Annotated in this window: 16 protein-coding genes; 12 read left to right on the forward strand and 4 right to left on the reverse strand. The window is 40.5% G+C overall.

The annotated features are described in order from the left end of the window. The first annotated feature begins 58 nt into the window (after window positions 1-58). From murD to ftsZ, 9 genes are all read left to right on the forward strand, one after another. A complete protein-coding gene (gene murD, locus AAC026_RS04335; RefSeq protein ID WP_339695318.1) occupies window positions 59-1,393 on the forward strand; it encodes a UDP-N-acetylmuramoyl-L-alanine--D-glutamate ligase in 1,335 nt (444 codons plus the stop codon). Between the two features lie 25 nt (window positions 1,394-1,418). Beyond that, window positions 1,419-1,787: a four helix bundle protein gene (locus AAC026_RS04340; RefSeq protein ID WP_339695320.1), complete on the forward strand. Its 369-nt coding sequence runs from the start codon at window positions 1,419-1,421 to the stop codon at window positions 1,785-1,787. 51 nt (window positions 1,788-1,838) lie between these two features. Continuing rightward, window positions 1,839-2,996, forward strand: a complete 1,158-nt coding sequence (locus AAC026_RS04345; RefSeq protein ID WP_339695322.1) for an FtsW/RodA/SpoVE family cell cycle protein — start codon at window positions 1,839-1,841, stop codon at window positions 2,994-2,996. Further along, a complete protein-coding gene (gene murG, locus AAC026_RS04350) occupies window positions 2,996-4,108 on the forward strand; it encodes an undecaprenyldiphospho-muramoylpentapeptide beta-N-acetylglucosaminyltransferase (protein ID WP_339696012.1) in 1,113 nt (370 codons plus the stop codon). The genes AAC026_RS04345 and murG overlap by 1 nt, the downstream gene beginning before the upstream one ends. Then, complete coding sequence (gene murC / locus AAC026_RS04355) at window positions 4,105-5,481, forward strand: UDP-N-acetylmuramate--L-alanine ligase (RefSeq protein WP_339695324.1); 1,377 nt, start codon at window positions 4,105-4,107, stop codon at window positions 5,479-5,481. Before murG ends, murC begins: the two co-directional genes overlap by 4 nt. Beyond that, entirely contained in the window at window positions 5,478-6,245 is a 768-nt protein-coding gene (locus tag AAC026_RS04360; protein ID WP_339695325.1) for a cell division protein FtsQ, read from the forward strand. The genes murC and AAC026_RS04360 overlap by 4 nt, the downstream gene beginning before the upstream one ends. Before the next feature lie 90 nt (window positions 6,246-6,335). Continuing rightward, window positions 6,336-7,640: a cell division protein FtsA gene (gene ftsA / locus AAC026_RS04365; protein ID WP_339607622.1), complete on the forward strand. Its 1,305-nt coding sequence runs from the start codon at window positions 6,336-6,338 to the stop codon at window positions 7,638-7,640. A gap of 57 nt (window positions 7,641-7,697) precedes the next feature. Then, entirely contained in the window at window positions 7,698-8,051 is a 354-nt protein-coding gene (locus AAC026_RS04370; protein WP_339695327.1) for a four helix bundle protein, read from the forward strand. Between the two features lie 61 nt (window positions 8,052-8,112). Continuing rightward, window positions 8,113-9,681, forward strand: coding sequence for a cell division protein FtsZ (ftsZ, locus tag AAC026_RS04375; RefSeq protein WP_339695328.1), 1,569 nt, complete (start codon window positions 8,113-8,115; stop codon window positions 9,679-9,681). A 315-nt stretch (window positions 9,682-9,996) separates the two neighbouring features. Here the strand turns inward: ftsZ and AAC026_RS04380 are convergent, their stop codons facing one another. Next, window positions 9,997-10,593, reverse strand: a complete 597-nt coding sequence (locus AAC026_RS04380; RefSeq protein ID WP_339695330.1) for a ribonuclease HII — start codon at window positions 10,591-10,593, stop codon at window positions 9,997-9,999. 54 nt (window positions 10,594-10,647) lie between these two features. Here AAC026_RS04380 and AAC026_RS04385 point away from each other — a divergent pair, with 54 nt between their 5' ends. The 3 genes from AAC026_RS04385 to AAC026_RS04395 all read left to right on the forward strand — a co-directional run bounded on the left by AAC026_RS04385 (window position 10,648) and on the right by AAC026_RS04395 (window position 13,730). Then, a complete protein-coding gene (locus AAC026_RS04385; protein ID WP_339695332.1) occupies window positions 10,648-11,196 on the forward strand; it encodes an NUDIX hydrolase in 549 nt (182 codons plus the stop codon). Beyond that, the gene (locus tag AAC026_RS04390; protein ID WP_339695333.1) at window positions 11,196-12,560 is read left to right on the forward strand and encodes an MATE family efflux transporter; all 1,365 of its coding nucleotides are present in this window, start codon (window positions 11,196-11,198) and stop codon (window positions 12,558-12,560) included. The genes AAC026_RS04385 and AAC026_RS04390 overlap by 1 nt, the downstream gene beginning before the upstream one ends. Before the next feature lie 111 nt (window positions 12,561-12,671). Then, complete coding sequence (locus AAC026_RS04395) at window positions 12,672-13,730, forward strand: BF3164 family lipoprotein (RefSeq protein WP_339695334.1); 1,059 nt, start codon at window positions 12,672-12,674, stop codon at window positions 13,728-13,730. Between the two features lie 146 nt (window positions 13,731-13,876). Here AAC026_RS04395 and AAC026_RS04400 read toward each other — a convergent pair whose 3' ends face one another. The 3 genes from AAC026_RS04400 to AAC026_RS04410 form a co-directional block, all read right to left on the reverse strand. After that, entirely contained in the window at window positions 13,877-14,869 is a 993-nt protein-coding gene (locus tag AAC026_RS04400) for a hypothetical protein (RefSeq protein ID WP_339607615.1), read from the reverse strand. 83 nt (window positions 14,870-14,952) lie between these two features. Beyond that, a complete protein-coding gene (locus AAC026_RS04405) occupies window positions 14,953-17,706 on the reverse strand; it encodes a hypothetical protein (protein WP_339695335.1) in 2,754 nt (917 codons plus the stop codon). Between the two features lie 268 nt (window positions 17,707-17,974). Continuing rightward, window positions 17,975-18,652 carry a lysoplasmalogenase gene (locus AAC026_RS04410; RefSeq protein WP_339607613.1) on the reverse strand — a complete coding sequence of 226 codons (678 nt, stop codon included), beginning with the start codon at window positions 18,650-18,652 and terminating at the stop codon, window positions 17,975-17,977. Window positions 18,653-18,666: the final 14 nt, after the last annotated feature.

The raw sequence follows: 18,666 nt of genomic DNA on the forward strand, positions 1-18,666 counted from the left end.
ACTGATAACTGATAACTGATAACTGATAACTGATAACTGATAACTGATAACTGAGCACTTGAAAAGAAAACTAACCATACTAGGCGCAGGCGAAAGCGGAACAGGAGCGGCATTGCTTGGAAAAGCAAAAGGCTATGACGTGTTCGTGTCTGATATGGGGCAAATCAAAGCACAGTATGTTCAGGAGTTAGAGGCCAATGATATTGAGTTTGAAAGCGGAAAACATTCAGAAGATCGAATTTTAGAAAGTGACTTGGTAATTAAAAGCCCTGGAATTCCAGAATCAGCTCCTCTAATTAAGAAACTCAGAGCCAAAGGGAATTTAATCATTGGCGAAATCGAATTCGCAGCTCGGCATACGGCCGCAAAGTTGATTGGTATTACAGGAACAAACGGTAAAACTACCACCACGCTTTTGACTTACCACCTTTTAAAAGAAGGAGGGTTTAACGTAGGTCTTGGCGGAAATGTAGGAAAAAGTTTAGCGCGTCAGGTGATCGAAGATCAACACGATTGGTACGTGCTAGAATTAAGCAGTTTTCAACTGGACGACTGCTACGAATTGAAATTAAACATTGCAGTTGTATTGAATATCACTCCAGATCATTTGGATAGATATGATCACAACTTCGAAAAATATATCGCATCGAAGATGCGCATATTTCACCTTGTACACCTGGGCGGTCATGCCATTTATTGGAACGATGACCACCAAATCGGGAAGAACATTTCTAAAGCCGCTCGCGGTCTGAAAGTTCATCCTTATTCGCTCGGAGGAGACGCTTCCGAGATAAACAATGATAGGTTGTTTTTTACCCCTTTAAACGTTGAGGTATCTGCCCCCAGAGCAGGTATCTCAATAAAGGGGCAACACAATATGCTCAACGCCAAAGCCGCAGGTTATGCAGCAAGTTTGGCAGGTGTAAGTGATGAAGCCATTGTTCGTGGTTTTAAAAACTTCAAAAATGCACCGCACCGATTGGAACCTGTAAGGGAAATCAATGGAGCGAAATACATCAATGATTCAAAAGCTACTAATGTAGATTCAGTTTACTACGCTTTGGATGCGGTTGATGCACCTATTGTTTGGATTGCAGGTGGGGTAGATAAAGGAAATGATTACAGCCTAATTCAGGCTTTAGTACAGAATAAAGTAAAAGGCTTGATCTGTTTGGGGAAGGACAATTCGAAACTCTTTACGGCTTTCGAAAATATAGTACCCAGCATTCAGGCAACTGATGATTTGATTAAAGCGATTAGAATGGCTAAAGATTTGGCCGCACCGGGCGATACGGTTTTGTTATCACCAGCTTGTGCAAGTTTCGATTTGTTCAAGAACTATGAAGATCGCGGAGATCAGTTTAGAAAAATTGTAATGGAATTAGCGATTTAGGAAGTAAGATTTTTGATTTACAATTATGGCATTCGACAAAAAACAAATGATTCAACGACAAAGAGCCTTCGTGTTGAAGGTGATTGGAATGATCGAAGGGTTGCCAAAAGGACTAGTTTATGATACAATCGCTCGACAGTTGATTAGATGTAGTACTTCAGTAGGAGCAAATTATAGGGCGGCTTGTAGAGGGAAATCAACTGCTGATTTTATTAATAAGCTCAAAATAGTTGAGGAAGAGGCAGATGAATGTCTGTACTTTTTGGATTTGTTGAGTGCTGTTAAAAATACGGACATAAATATTATAAAGGAATTGATGAAAGAAGCTAATGAGATTCTAGCAATAACAGTTGCTTCAATTAAAACAGCAAAGAATAATAAAGACAAAAAATGAATGATTGACGTGAATTCATAAATCAAAAATCTTAAATCAAAAATTAAGGAAATGATTAAGCTAAAAGCATGGACCGATAAACACCTTCAGGGCGACCCAGTCATCTGGGCGGTGGTGCTATGCCTTTCGCTCATTAGTATTTTGGTCGTATACAGTGCTACGGGCTCTTTGGCCTATAAGCAAATGGGGGGAAATACGGAGTATTATCTCATTCGTCATACCATTATGGTGGGTTTGGCTATGTTGGTAATGTGGGTTGCCCATAAAATCGACTACCGCTATTATTCTAAAATTACCCGATACGCACTTTTCGTTTCTGTGCCATTATTGCTCTATGCATGGCAAGCAGGCTCTACTGTAAATGAAGCCTCTCGTTGGATTGAATTGCCATTTATTGGTTTGCAGTTTCAGCCTTCTGATTTAGCTAAAATGGCCCTGATTGCTGGCTTAGCAAGTATGTTGGCCAAAAGGCAACAGAACATTGCCAATATCAAAGAATCATTAATTCCCATGTTGGCATGGTGTGGCGCCATTTGCGGCCTTATAGCAATGACCAATATTTCGACCGCAATTTTACTGTTTCTTACTTGCATGCTGCTTTTGTTTATTGGTCGAGTACCGCCTAAATACTTGGCTATGTTGGTAGTTGTAGGTGCTTTTGTGGGCGTACTAGCCATGAGTTTTGGTCAGCGTGGCGGAACTGCAATTAGCAGGGTAACTGACTTTATTAGTCAAGAAGAAGTTCCTTATCAGGCTCAGCAATCCTATATCGCTATTGCCACAGGCGGAGTAATTGGAAAAGGACCAGGTAAAAGTGATCAAAGAAATTTCCTTCCATATCCTTATTCAGATTTTGTGTATGCCATCATTATCGAAGAGTATGGAATGATTGGAGGCGTGTTCGTTTTGTTCCTCTATTTAATACTGCTCTATCGAGGAATGCGAGTAATGGCCAACAGTGACAGAGCATTTGGAGGGCTGCTTTCAGCAGGACTCAGTTTCGCCATTGTAATTCAGGCCTTGGTAAATATTGGCGTTGTGGTGGGTTTAGGGCCTGTAACGGGTCAAACATTGCCATTAATTAGTATGGGTGGAACCTCATTACTATTTACTGGACTTGCCTTAGGAATTATCCTGAGCGTGAGTCGAGGAGAACAAGAAAGTTTTTCGCCTATAACAGGTGATATTAGAAATACAGCAAAAGCATAATCATAGAAAAGAAACAACCATATCGAATCATTATCAGCGGAGGCGGCACAGGCGGGCATATTTACCCAGCCATTGCCATTGCCAATGCTTTTAAAGCGCGTTTCGATGATGCTGAGATCCTTTTTGTGGGTGCCGAAGGAAAAATGGAAATGCAGAAAGTGCCAGAGGCTGGTTATAAAATCATCGGTCTTTGGATCAGTGGTTTGCAGCGAAGACTCACTTTTGATAACCTTCTTTTTCCAGTAAAGCTTGTGAATAGTCTCGGCAAAAGTGCTGGGATTATAAGAAGGTTTAGGCCACATGCGGTGGTAGGTGTTGGGGGTTATGCCAGTGGGCCTTTGTTAAGGGTGGCTTCGCGAAAAGGAATTCCAGCTGTGATTCAAGAGCAGAATTCATATGCAGGCCTTACCAATAAATTATTGGCAAAGAAGGTGCAAAAGATTTGCGTAGCATATCCTAGCATGGAACAATTCTTTCCGGCCAACAAAATTGCTTTTACAGGAAACCCTGTACGAAAAGACATAGTCGATTTAGAAGGAAAGAAAGAAGCTGCTTTGAAGCACTTTGGTTTCAGTGAGGCACCTGTATTGATGATTTTAGGAGGAAGCCTTGGTGCCAGAACCCTTAATGATAGCATGGTGCTAGGCTTAGAGAAATTAAAGGCCGAAGGAATTCAAGTGATTTGGCAGTGTGGCAAGTTTTACCATGCTGAAATGAAACAGAAACTAGAAGCTTCTGGAGATGCAAAAGGTATTCTTCTTTTCGAGTTTTTGAAAGAAATGGATTTGGCTTATGCCGCAGCCGATGTAGTGATTTCGCGAGCAGGAGCATTATCAGTTTCTGAACTATGCATAGCAGCCAAGCCGACAATTTTTGTGCCTTCGCCTAATGTGGCCGAAGACCATCAAACCAAAAATGCGAAAGCTTTGGTAGATAATGATGCCGCCATTTTGGTGAAAGATGTAGAAGCCAGAGAAAGATTAATAGATGAAGCTATTGCGTTGATCCACGATCAGGAAAAACAAGAAAGGCTGAGTGAAAAAATAAAAGCATTGGCCAAACCCAATGCTGCAGAAGAAATAGTTGACGAGATTTTAAAATTGATAGCGTGAAGCTGAGAGACATACATAACGTATATTTTCTTGGGATCGGAGGGATCGGAATGAGTGCTTTGGCCAGATGGTTTAAGCACAATGGAAAAGCTGTGTCGGGCTACGATAAAACACCAACTGCCCTAACAAATCAATTAGAAAGCGAAGGTATTGCGGTGCATTTTGAAGATGACCCAGCGAAAATCAGCGATAACATAAAAAGCTCTAAAGAGGATGTCTTGGTAATTTATACCCCAGCAATTCCTAAAGATCATAAGGAGTGGGCTTGGCTCAAGGCAGAGGGTTTCAATATTATGAAACGCTCTCAAGTATTGGGCTTAATTACCGAAAGCATGATTAGTGTGGCGGTGGCCGGAACGCATGGTAAAACCACCACCAGTTCAATGATTGTCCATTTGATGAAAACCGCGGGCATTGATTGTACGGGCTTTTTGGGAGGAATTGCGACCAACTACGGTACAAACATGGTGATGAATGAGGAAACAAATTCTATCGCGGTGATTGAAGCAGACGAATTTGATCGGTCATTCCTAACCCTTCGTCCAGATGCGGCTGTGGTTACCTCTATCGATGCAGATCATTTAGATATTTACGGTGACAAAGATGCTTTAAAAGAGTCGTTTGCGCTGTTTGTAAGTAAAATAGAAAAGAAAGGTAAACTCTTCGCGAAGCAAGGAGTAGGAACTCAAATACTTGGAGGCGAGAACAATGTTCATCATTTCAGTTATGCATTAGAGTCGGCAGATATTACTGCTGAGAACCTGAGAATTGAAGAAGCAACTTTTGTTTTCGATTATAGAACGAGCAAGAAAACCATTGCAGGCATTCGTTTGAATGTACCTGGTTTTCATAATGTAGAAAATGCATTGGCTGCCATTTCGGTAACCAAATATTTCGGTGCAGACGATGACTCTATTCGCGAAGGAGTAAGTACCTACAAAGGAGTGAAAAGGCGTTTCGAGTACATCATTAAGTCTGAAAACTTAGTGTATATCGATGATTACGCACACCACCCTGTAGAGATTGAATCATTACTGAAGTCGGTGCGTGCGCTTTATCCGAACAAAAGAATCACGGCTGTTTTTCAACCGCATTTGTTCAGTCGCACAAGAGATTTTGCTCCAGAATTTTCTGAGAGTTTGAGCTTAGCAGATGAAGTGATTCTGTTGGATATATACCCAGCGAGAGAGCAACCAATTGAAGGGATTTCTTCCACTATGTTACTGGAAAACGTGACAGCGGAAAGGAAAATGGTTTGCGAAAAAGAGCAACTAATTGAACAGATAAAAGCTTGGCAACCAGAGGTGCTTTTGACCATTGGCGCAGGCGATATTGATAAATTTGTAGAACCTTTAAAAGCTGAATTGTTATGAAAGTAAAAGAGACAATTTGGAGGGTCGTAGGAATTACAGGAGTTTCAGCGCTTCTGCTATCTATGATCAGTTTTATCGATAAAAGAGAGGTTGGATACAGGGTTGATGATATTGAAGTGGACATAGAAAATACCTATGAAAACTTTTTTATTGATGAAGAGGATGTGATGTCACTCATTCTGGAAAACAAAGGAGATACCGTTTTGGGCGATGCCTACGGAAGAGTGAGTTTGAAAGAAATTGAGCGAAGAGTAGAGTCGCACAGTTTTGTGAAGGACGCTCAGGTGTTTAGAGACTTAAACGGTCATTTGGTAGTAAAAGCCACCCAAAATAAACCAATAGCAAGAATTATTGCAGACAACGGAAAACAAGCTTATTTGGGCGAAGAAGGCGATATTTTACCTGTTTCAAGTAAATATACAGCAAGAGTTTTAGTGCTTTCTGGTAGCTATATGGACGGGTTGACTGCCAAAGAAAGTATTGAAGGAAATGAGTACGATCAAAAGCTGTATGACCTCATAGAATACATTAGTGAGGACAAGTTTTGGAACATGCAAATTGCTCAATTGGTGGTAGGCAAAAATGGAAAAGTGGTGATGATTCCTCAAGTAGGAGATCAAAAACTTGAATTTGGTTATGCAGAAAATTTTAAGTCGAAGTTTAAAAGACTCGAAATTTTCTTCAAAGAAATTATGCCAACAAAAGGTTGGAATACATACAGTAGAGTAAACGTAGAGTACAAAGATCAGCTCATTTGCGACTGATTTGAAAAAGTGAATTTAAGGCGAGAATGTGAGTGAACGTGACAGGTTTATAAGCATTGGAGCTCAGAAATATAAAATACAAACAACGCCATGCAAGAAGATAAAATAGTTGTCGGACTAGACATTGGAACCACGAAAATCTGTGTGATTGTGGGGACGAAGAATGAGTATGGAAAGCTCGAAGTATTGGGAATGGGTAAAGCCGTTTCTGATGGAGTAATCCGTGGTATAGTAACCAATATTGATAAAACCGTTATCGCCATCGAAAAGGCAATTGCTGAAGCAAGCGAGCAGTCGGGTATTGAAATCAATGTGGTTAATGTGGGTATTGCAGGCCAACACATCAAGAGTTCGGTACACCACGGTAGCATCACCCGCGATGTGGTGGAAGACGAAATTACAGTAACCGACTTAACGCGGTTATCGAACGACATTCATAAGATCGTGATGCCTCCAGGCTGCGAGATTATTCACGTAATGCCGCAAGATTACATTGTGGATTATGAAGAAGGAATTAAAGATCCAGTTGGTATGTCGGGCGTTAAGCTTGAAGCAGATTTCCATGTGATCACTGCTCAAACCAATGCGATCAGAAATATCAATAAGTGTGTGCGAAGAGCCGGTTTAGAAATCGAAAATCTGATTTTAGAACCATTGGCTTCAAGCATGTCGGTTTTGAGTGATGAAGAAAAAGAGGCTGGCGTTTGCCTTGTAGATATTGGTGGTGGCACTACCGATATCGCAATCTTCCACGACAATATCATCCGACACACAGCAGTCATTCCTTTTGGTGGTAATATCATCACCTCCGACATTAAGGAAGGCTGCAAAGTAATGCAGAACCAAGCCGAGCTATTAAAAACGAAATTCGGAAAGGCCATTGCAGAAGAGGCCAATCCAAATGAAATCGTTTCAATTCCAGGCTTAAGAAATAGACCACCAAAAGAAATTTCGATCCGTAACCTTGCCAACATTATTGAGGCCAGAATGGAAGAGATCATTGAGTTGGTTCATGCCGAAATTATCACCTCAGGGTATGCCAGCAGATTGGCAGGCGGAATTGTAATTACAGGAGGTGGTTCTCAATTGGGTTATGTAAAACAATTGTTTGAATACATGACGGGTATGGATGCCAGAATTGGTTATCCTAACGAACACCTTGGTAAGAGTAAAGTTGAAGCAATTAAGAGCCCAATGTATGCGACCACAGTTGGTTTAGTACTTTCAGGCTTTAGGGCGATTGATGAAAGAGAAAACCGTTACATGCAAAATCAGGTGGCCTCAGGAAAGAAAACCATGAAGAGCGCAAAGAAAAGCTCAGATTTCTTCAAGGGGCTTATCGACAAAACAAAAGGTTTGTTGATGGATGATTTTCAGGATAAAGGAGAGTATTGAGGAGTTGGAAGAAGGAAGGCCGAAGTTGGAAGTTAGTTTGGTAATAATATTTGAGGTATGAGTTTCAAATTTGAGAGTTTATTGATTTGGCAGAAAGCAATGGATTTGGGAGAAGTAGTCAATAGTATGACAATGAGATTTCCTGATAGAGAAAAATTCAACCTCTCTTCTCAAATGTCTAGAGCTGCCGATTCTGTTGCTCTTAATATTTCAGAGGGCTCAATTGGGCAGTCAGGCCCCGAGTATAGAAAGTTTATGGGATACGCCATTCGTTCTTTGGCCGAAACCGTGACATGTCTTTATAAAGCTGACAGAAGAAAGTATATCACAAAAAGTGAATTCAGTGCTGTTTATGACACATCATTCAACTTGATGAACATGATGACAGCATTTAAAAATAAGATAAAATAACAAACGCCTGTTTTTGTCTTCGGTCTTCGGACTTCGGACTTCAGGCTTAAACATAATAATCATGGCAGAATCTTATATGTTCGAAATTCCTAAGCATCACAAATCGATCATTAAAGTGATTGGAGTTGGTGGCGGAGGAAGTAACGCAGTAAACCACATGTATAATCAAGGGATTAAGGATGTGGAGTTTATAGTATGTAACACCGATGCTCAGGCATTAAAAAGCAGTCCTATTCCAAATAGGTTGCAAATCGGCATCGGTCTTACTGAAGGCCTTGGTGCTGGCGCTAGCCCTGAGGTAGGAAAAAATGCCGCCTTAGAAAGCAAAGAAGACATTCGTCAAATGCTAGGTGACGATACCAAAATGGTATTTATCACTGCTGGAATGGGCGGAGGTACTGGAACTGGTGCGGCTCCAATTATTGCCAAAATTGCCCGCGACATGGATCTATTAACTGTAGGTATTGTTACGGCTCCTTTTGGTTTTGAAGGAAGAAAGAAAATGAATGCAGCCAATGACGGCATTGCTGCATTAAAAGAAAATTGTGATACCGTGTTGGTCATCCTCAACGATAAGTTGAGAGAAATCCATGGTAACCTGCCAATCAGTAAAGCATTTGCTGAAGCAGATAATATTTTAACCACAGCCGCTAAAGGAATTGCCGAAATCATTACCGTTCCTGGTTATGTAAATGTCGATTTCATGGATGTTCAAACCGTAATGAAAGGCGCTGGTGCTGCTGTTATGGGCTCTGCTTCTGCCGAAGGTGAAGGAAGAGCATTAAGAGCTGCTGAAATGGCCATCTCTTCTCCATTATTGAACAGCCAAGATATTTTGGGTGCTAAGAAAATCTTACTCTCTATTATTTCTGGTGAAGAAGCCGAACTTCAAATGGATGAGCTTACAGAAATCACTGAGTACATCCAAGACAAAGCAGGTGACGATGCTGAGGTGATTTTCGGTCACGGTATTGATGTAGAGCACGGACAAAGCATTAGCGTAACTGTGATTGCAACGGGTTTCGAAACGCCATTGGTAGAAGCTAGACCAGCTGCTACAAAAAAGACAGTGATTGATTTAGAGAGCAATCAACCAATCGAGCGTAATGTTGAAAGACCATCGTTTGTTCAGAAACCAACTCAATCTTCATTGTTCAGCGCAGGCTTTGAAAAACCAGAGCCTCGTCATGAAATTGATGAAGTAGAAAATAAGGACGATAGCGATGATGATAATATCATTTCGGGTTATACTTTCTTATCAAAACTAGCTCAAAAGTATGATATTGAAGAAGTTGGTCCAGAAGCGAATGATGATCCAGATATCAGAATGCGTAATGAACGCATTGAGTTAGATCATGAAGAACAACGCTACAAGGATTTCTTGGAAATGAAGAGAAATAAACTTCAGCAACAAGCGAGGTTAAGAGAAGAAAAATTGCGCACTTCTGGTAGTCATTATATGAAAAATGATGACATCAAGGAAAAGCTTGAAATTCCTGCTTATCAGCGTAGACAAGTAAGGTTAAACGATGCACCGCCTTCATCTGAAAGCAATGTGTCGCGTTATAACCTGAATGATGATGATGAAATTATGGGCAACAATAAATTTCTACACGACAATGTAGATTGATTAAAATCTTTCACCTAAATACAAAAGACGACCTGCTGCCATGGGTCGTCTTTTTTTTGATGCTGTCCAGCGAACTATCCAAGGGTTTACTAGTCGTATTATAGCCAATCTATAGGATTGAACTGAGTGCGCCCGTTATGTAGTCATCCCGTAGGGATCTTTTCACGAATCACAATTCGTCTGCTGTTTTTAACTCTCTTTCCTGTGTTACTGAAATTCCGAGACTTCGGAACTTACAGCATGACTTAGCTTTGAATTTTTTCTGATTGATTTTAAATTAAAGGAGCTTCCAGTTTTTTAGTATTCCCATAGAAATCAAAACAACTCCATCTGTTCTGGCAACAACTTGAAAGATTTTCTGTGCAAAGGTGTAATGCCCAAATCTCTTATGGCCTGACGGTGCTTTTTAGTAGGGTAGCCCGCATTGCTTTCCCAGCCATAACCAGGGAATTGTTGAGCTGCTTCACTCATAATTCTGTCTCGTTCTACCTTAGCTAAAATGGAAGCCGCGGCAATGGATAAATACTTTCCATCGCCCTTTATAATGCACTCATGAGGAATACTCTGATAGACTTTAAAACGATTTCCGTCAATAAGTAGTAGCTCGGGTTTTAGCTTTAGTTGGTCAATCGCGCGGTGCATGGCCAAAAATGAGGCATTCAAAATATTGATTTCATCAATTTCCTCTGGACTTACTTCGCAAACCGCCCAAGCCAAGGCTTCGGCTTTGATTTCAATTTCAAGCTGCTCTCTGTGTGCCCTTTTCAGTTGCTTAGAATCATTGAGCAGTTTATTCCGGTAATCCGCAGGAAGAATAACAGCCGAGGCTACTACTGGGCCTGCTAAAGGGCCACGGCCAGCCTCATCACAACCCGCTTCAATCTTTCCAGAGCCAAAATTTGATAATAACATGCCCAAACTTAAAACTTTGATTTGGATGCTGAAACATATGTCTAATTTTGCGGCATGGAATCGCATAAAAACCCTTGGAAGACTTTAGATGGAAAACTGATTTACGAGAACCCATGGATTAGAGTCGATGAGTTTAATGTGATCAATCCTTCTGGTGGAAAAGGGATTTATGGGAAGGTGTCTTTCAAAGGTCGAGCGGTAGGTATTCTTCCCATTGATGAAGAAATGAATACCTGGCTGGTTGGGCAGTATCGATATACTTTGAATGAATATAGCTGGGAAATCCCGATGGGCGCAGTACCCGAAAACGAAACTTTAGAAATAGGAGCCAAGCGCGAACTGAAAGAGGAAACTGGGCTTCATTGCCAAGAACTTGAATTTCTGTGTAAAATCCACACCTCCAATTCTGTTACAGACGAAGTGGGATTCGCCTATTTAGCAACTGGCCTTACTGAGGGTGAAACCAATTTTGACGATACCGAAGATATTTCTATCCAAAAATTACCCTTTACTGAAGTGTTAGAAATGGTGCTCGATGGCCGCATTACCGATAGTTTAAGCGTAGCGGCAATCATGAGGTTTGCAAGAAAAAAAGGAATCTGATGTTGGAGAAACTATCGTACAAACAACATTTCAGCAAAACGATTAACCTTGCCTATCCAGTAATGTTGAGCCAAGTAGGCCATGTTACCGTGGGGATTGTAGATAGTATTATGGTAGGCCAAATTGGACCAGAAGCTTTGGCGGCATCTTCTTTTGCCAATAATGTACTCATGGTATTTCTGATGTTCGGCATTGGTGTGTCGTATGGCATCACTCCATTAGTCGCTCAGGCAGATGGTGAAGGCGACCGCAATAAAATCACTCGACTGCTCCGCCATGGAATCGTTTTGTGTTTAAGTACCAGTTTAGTGTTGGTATTACTAGGCTACCTCTTGTCTTTTGGTTTCGATAATTTCTCTCAACCCGAAGAAGTAATAAGGTTGGGAAAACCATACTTCTATGTCATCCTTTTTTCGATGATTCCGATGATGCTTTTTCAGAATTTCCGACAGTTTGCCGAAGGGCTTTCTATCACCAAACCGACCATGTTTATTACCATTGGTGCCAACCTGATCAATGTGTTATTCAATTACATTCTAATTTATGGAAAGTTCGGTTTTCCTGAATTGGGCCTAATTGGAGCGGGTTGGGGAACACTAATTTCTAGGGTATTTATGGCCGTAGGCATGATGCTGTATGTAGGAAGGAGTAAAAGAACACAGTATTACAGCGCTGCTTTCAAAATCTTTAATATTACTGCTGCCTACTTTAAACCCATGCTCAAAATTGGAGTGCCGAGTGGAACCCAGTTTGTATTCGAGGTAAGTGCTTTTGCTGGAGCAGCATTGCTTATGGGAAGGCTTGGAGTAGTTCCTTTGGCAGCACACCAAATTGCTTTGAGTTTGGTTTCACTCAGTTATATGATGGCTACAGGTATTGCCGCAGCATCTACTGTGCGTATTGGTAACCAAGTGGGGAGAAGAGATGCTTTCAATTTAAATCGCGCTGGCAATACCAGTTTTATGATGGCGCTTATTTTTATGGCCTGTTGTTCCGTAGTATACATCGTTTTCCATAATTTCTTCCCAACACTGTATATCGATGACCCAGAAGTAATAAGAATAGCAGGCTCATTGATTATTGTGGCAGGTTTTTTCCAGTTGTCAGATGGAGTGCAAGTGGTGGGGCTAGGCTCGCTTAGAGGTATGTCTGATGTTCGAGTGCCTACTCTAATCACTTTTGTGGCCTATTGGGTGCTCGGTATTCCGGTCAGTTATCTTTTTGGCTTTGTGTTGGGCTTTGGCCCTGAAGGTGTTTGGTACGGCCTGCTAACCGGCTTGAGTATTGCCGCCATTACGCTCTTTATCCGCTTTAAGGTTTTGGCGAAAAGGAAGGCACTTTCTTTTGGGAATGGCGAAGAATGAGACTGGTATAGCTCTATTTTCATGTTATTGTAAAGAAAGTACTGAACCCAGTGGGTTGTTAAGTAATCATTCTAATATATTTTTTACCTTATGACTTGTTAAATCCTAAGTATGAAGTCGAAGTGCCTCTTTTTATTTACTATGTTACTTGTTTTCTCTTGCCAGAATTCGACAGACGAAGTTAATAGTCTTACTTCCAACATTAGTATTGAAAGCTATAAACCGCTTCTTGGTAAAGAAGTAAAGGCTTTTGGAGAAGGTTGTTTTCGCCAAATTGAGGTGATTGACTCTGTTATGGTCTTACTAGACCCTTGTTTGGTAGAGCAATTTCAGCTCTATTCTTTAAGCGGGAGTCCGATTAATTCTTTCGGAAGAGATGGCGATGGACCAAATGAATTTAAGTTGCCTAGTATCAAGTATGAAGAAGATGGAGGTATTTGGGTACATGATATAAATAAGAGTCGTTTCAAATATTTCGATCGAGAAAATATACTCACGGGTGAAGGTTATCCTACTGAGGAAGTACTTATCCCAACAGGGCTAATTGATGACTCTAATCTTATAAGATTTGCTGACAGTGTTTTTATTGGAGCAAATAATACAGAAGGTAAAGGGAATTTCTTCTTCTTCAATACACAAACAGAAGTTAAAGACTGGAGTCCGTTTCATCCAAAAGTGACGAATGAACCTATTGAAAAGAAGCGACCTACATTGTATGAGGGGAAATTGGTTTTTGAACCTCAAAAGCGATTACTGGTAAAGGCCTATCAGTTTTTTAATCAGTTGAGCATTTATAATATGGAGGGCGAGTTGCAAAAGGATATTATTTTTGGAGATGCCCTAGACCCTGATTTTTCTCAACCATCAAAATGGTTTGTGCCTGATGTGGTCGTTTATGCATTTCTTGATGTGAAGGTTACGAGTGAGGCCATTTATGGTTTGTACAGTGGGCTTCGTCAAAACGAGTACTTAACTGAGGAAGGGTACCCTAATTCTGGGCTTAATAAATCATACTTATTTATTGTGAATTGGGATGGTGAACTAATAAAGGCTTATGAACTTGATAAGTATCTGCGGAGCTTTGATCTTGATAAGAATAACTCCATTTACGGTATAGCCGAAGACGATAGCTTAGGCGTGAAAAAGGTTTATAAGTTCGATTTGAAGTAGTAACTACTCGCTCGCCTTAAGGCCTTTAATAAACTCCACAACTCCCCTCAATCGTAAACTGGGCAAGAATATAAGTAAGCTGGTATTGGAAAGGCGAACTTTCAATTCTCAAAATCCTATTTAACCTAAAGAAGGACACTTGAATATTAGTCATAGTTTGAGTTTCTTCCTGAATTTCGCCTGAATTCCCTTTTCACCCTCCCTGACATCTCTTGAATGATAAGGTCAGTATTGATGAAACCGACATAGCTTTTGTTGTCCATCAAAGGTCCTTCATAGTCTCTGGTTTTAAATGTAGGGTCCATAAAAACTATTGAAGTCCAATCGTCAAATTCCTTTTGAACATCTAACTTTAGATAAGATACAGTAAAAAGCAAATCAGATGAATTAGGCACTTCAGTACCACTTGCTCTCGCTAAAGGCATTCCAGTAAAGACCTCGTCACCCTTTTTAACGGTGACGGAGTGTGCTTCGAAACCAAAGTAGTCCGATATTGTGCCATCGGCATGCCTCACTTTTAAACGGTTGATCTGCTCAAACTCTTTTTCTGCATACAACACTACCTCTTCGATTAAACCTCCACGTGCCGCACGAATGGTGTCACCCTTCTGTAGTTTAAATAGGGTGCCGAAAAATCGACTTAGTCGATTATTATCACCTTGCACGAATTCTTTCGATCCCTTTTCTACAGTTACTGTTTTATTGGGGCTTACAGGCAGGGCATAATTTACATTTTTCACATCAGGGTTAGCCGTGCAGTAACAATAATAGAACTGAAAATTTGACACTGCATCGATACCTGTCTTTCTCCGTCCAAGTGGCACTGGCCGAATAATTGGTTGAGCTCGACCAAAAGAAGTCCTGGTTCCGTTAACTAGAAAAACAGCAGTAGCTTGTTTTCCAGAGGTATTGTTCCACCACAGGGTAGGGTTAGATATTGCTCCATCCTTTACAAGTTGTCTTGGCCCTAGATAGATCGTTAAGTCGTTGTTCTTATTGAAAATGTTTAGTCCTCCATCTGATCCATTTCCGCCAAAGGTAAAAACGTTAGAAATGGATACTTCTTGGCTAAAGGTTTTATGGGCACTCAAAAAGGTTAGGATGAAGGCGATAAGTAACAGTTTTATGGGCTTTATCATACTTGGTGGTTTTAAAATTACTATATTTAATCTGTGTGTACTCTGGGGTTCACTCATAGTACCCAACATAATGAGCATAATTGTTAGCGATTCCTTTTTTCAACCTCGTAAGTATATTCCTGATAGCCAATTCTTCCATCTAGTGAAATTGCTTCAACCACTACCATCATTTCTCCGAGCTTATCGGCATTGTAAAAGGCAGTTTCTACTTCTCCAAGAACATCCGTGTTTTGGCTTGGTACCCAGTGAACCAGCGCCCTGTAATCAGGTCTAATCCAGTCTTCGTTTGTCAGTACCTCATACTTTGGCACATAAAACTCTCTCTGTGGTGAAAAGGTGGGTACCTCTTCTTTATAAATGCCTTTTGCCTTTGTAACACCGTTAATCCCCAACCCTGCATAAGTGTAAATGGATAAATAGCTGTAAATCTTATAGGGGTTTTTAAAGACATAAGGAAAAAGCTCAAGTAGGCTTTTAGTGAAACTCCCTGGCTGCCTTATAATTTCAAAACTCTTTACTTCACTAATGGGAATGTTAGGTACTAAATCATAGTCTATTGGTAATACGAGTATTCCATCTACTAAATATAGCGTGGCTTCTTCTCCAGCAGTCCTTATAAAGTCAAGCGCTTTTCCTTTATATGGTGATTCAGCTGGTGTAATATGAAATTCTGTATGAAACATTTCTGGTGAGTACCGATATTTTATTACACTACCGAATCTGTCACTCCATTTTAACTTTTTCTGCCTAAGCTCATCACCGTCCACAAACACATCAGGCTTTCCGTGTTTTTTTATTACCTCTTCTCTTAAAGGACTCATATAATAGTCCTCAATCACAAACTCTCCCAAATCTCTTAAAGTAGAATCGAAGGCGTACTCTATCATTGTTCTCTCTTGATGCTTTACCAACAATTGATACACCACACTGTCCACTTTTTCAATTTCTCTTTTATGTTCGAACCTTACGCTTGGGATTGTATTCTGATCTAAATCGAGATTAAAGGTCTTCGCCTTATCCTTTTTCCCAGTCTTCATTATTACCATGGTGGCACCATCGTATGTATTGGGTAAGGAGGTAGAAAACCTGCCCAAGCTGTCAGACTCTACCATGTCAAAAAATGGAGAATCAGACAAAGTTGTTAAGGTTAACTGAATACCTTCTAAAGGTTTGTTTCGGCCCAAACCTCCGGTTATGGTGCCACTTATTTTTAGACTGTTCTCGGGTTGAAACTTAAGGGGGGGCAGTTGCATAGGCTTATAGTTGTATGTGCTCCAGCCCTGGGTGAGCATAAGTACGTCTAGGTCAGAAAATCTATCGTTATTGTCAGCATTGAAATACGCTGCTGGGTTTTCAATATGCCCTGTGAGTTCTGAACCTACCAACATATAGGAGAGCAGGTTATGGCGGTTTTGTTGAATCTGACCCATTTCATTTTTGTTGATCACCATTACAGACACATTGGCTTCCATCAAACCTCCACTGTTATCTTCTATTTTAGCCTTTAGCCTTGAGCGGTCTCGTTGGGCGTATGTTTGTTTGTCGGTGGATACCGTAATCTTTAGACGCCCGTTTAATGCTTCGTTGAACAACAATCGCTGGGCCATTGGAACCCTATTATTATCTTTTAAAACAATGCTTACGATGCCATCTGGCAATTCGACTTCTGGTATAGTTAAAAAAAGCTGACCATCTTCATTGAGCTTTACCTTAGTATTTATGTAGTTAATACCTCTGCTTTCAATGTCCAATGCTACCGAATCACTTTTCATGCCCACCGTGTTTATCCTCAGTTCGATGTTCGTCTCTTTTTTTCTCACCGACATGACTGCTCCGTTGTCCTTGACCGCTGATAATGGATACAAAGCGTCTACAAACTTGTTGTTTATGAGTTTAGAGATTTTGCCATAATACTTCTGGTTTTTGCTTGCCATGATTAAGAAGTAGCCCATGCCCAAGGCATTGCTCTTGAACTCAGTGATGACATTTCGCTCCTCATCCATTATTTGCCCTTCAACTTCAACCCCTTTTCCATCTGGCCCAATTGCTTTAAAGCCTACTTTACTGCTTAAACCATCGACAAGGTCGCCACTTTCAGGAAAGAATTGTAAGTCTATGTCGCCTTCTCCTACTTGAAAAGTTTGGGAATAAATCTTTCCGTTTTCGGTAGTGAGTTTAACGGACAGTAATCCAGACTCTTTGGGCATTTCATATTCCAGCTGGTAAGTATCGTCTCTTGTGGGCTTTAGTGTGGTAGAGTCCTTGATCCCATCTACAGTAAGATGCACAGCAAGGCTCCCTTTGTGAAGGCTGTCGAGTTGCAAAGGCACAAGTTGGGCTTTGAAAATATCGGTGTCAGTATTTTTCTCCAGCACTACATTCTGTATAAGCTGTTTTTTAATTGACTCTTGGTTTTTTGGGTATATGCGAATGTATTCTTTATAAAAGTGGCCTTCACCAAAATTCTTGTTCCATTCGGTATAGCCCCTGATCAAATACAGGCCTGGGGGCGTGTTTTTAAAAAGCTCAAAAAAACCCGTGCCATTACCTCCAATAACATCGATTATTTTTGACTGCACGATCTCCTCAGTTGGGCTAATGAGGTCAACGTATAACACTCCACTATTGGCAGAGGGCAAGTGGTCAGTGTTGACAACAATCGCCTTAAACCAGATGGTCTGACCTTGGGTGTATACCTGGCCGTCTGTTTGGATATAGATTTTATCGGCTAGTGCTGCATCGGATGTTAAATGATTTTGGTGGGAGAATAGATTGGAGCTTACAAATAACAGAAGTAGAACCGAAAGATGGTAGGCAGTGGTACTCGGTTTTTGCATTTTAAGTCGTTTTGGTTAGATGGCGTTTGCTAGTGCATATCGCCTTAAAAAAAAATGAACTTAACTCTTCATTGAAAAGCAATATTTAAAATTATGTTAATAACAAACTTCATGCCACCAAGAATTTTATGGAATGGGATTTCCTAGCCTTAAAGAAATAGCTTAAGGGAGTAAGTTTTTATTAATGAAGGATAAAGTAGAGTAGACTAACTCTAGTGAATATTATGAATTGGCATTTATACTGAAGGGTGATTTGAATTCCGCTTATTTAGTTAATACTAAGCCCCTTAATAAACCCAACAATCCCTTTAACAATCATAAATTGGGCGATAATATAAGTAAGCATAATTAGGAAACCAGCTTGCGGGAAGGGTGTTCCAAATTGATTGATGGCCAAAATGCTATCGCTGATGATGAAGAAAAAGGCGCCAATCATAATCCACCAAAAACTGGTTTTGTCTGTTTTGCCCCAGCGCTTGCTGGCGGTAATGCCCATAATGCAAATCACGATGGTGTAGAGTAGGGCAGGAATCATCATATCCCCCAAACCTGGTTTGATTTGCTGAAATATCACAAGGCCGTAAATACCAAAGAGTAAATCGTGCCACCTGAATTTTAGTTTTCGGTCTTCCGTATCTACCAAATTGAGGTTAAGGAAAATATAGACTAGGTGAGCGAGTAAAAATGAAGCCAAACCCAGCAGAAAGAAGATGGGTTGAGCATCGGAGAAAATCAAGAAAACATCTCCCAGTAAAGAGAGAAAGAGGGCTGCATTCACAAATTTGCTCAGTACCGTTTTCGGTACTTCATTATTGAAATAAATCATCAAACCCACCATTAAAAGTGGTTTGGTGAAATCGGCCATGGTAGGAAAATCCATTAGCCTGGCCAACAAATGGAGAAAGGCAAATGCAAAAAACGGAAGCAGCGTCTTTGGTGTTTTCATGATTTTTAAATCTA

The sequence above is a fragment of the uncultured Roseivirga sp. genome (assembly GCF_963973945.1).
Taxonomy (GTDB): domain Bacteria; phylum Bacteroidota; class Bacteroidia; order Cytophagales; family Cyclobacteriaceae; genus Roseivirga.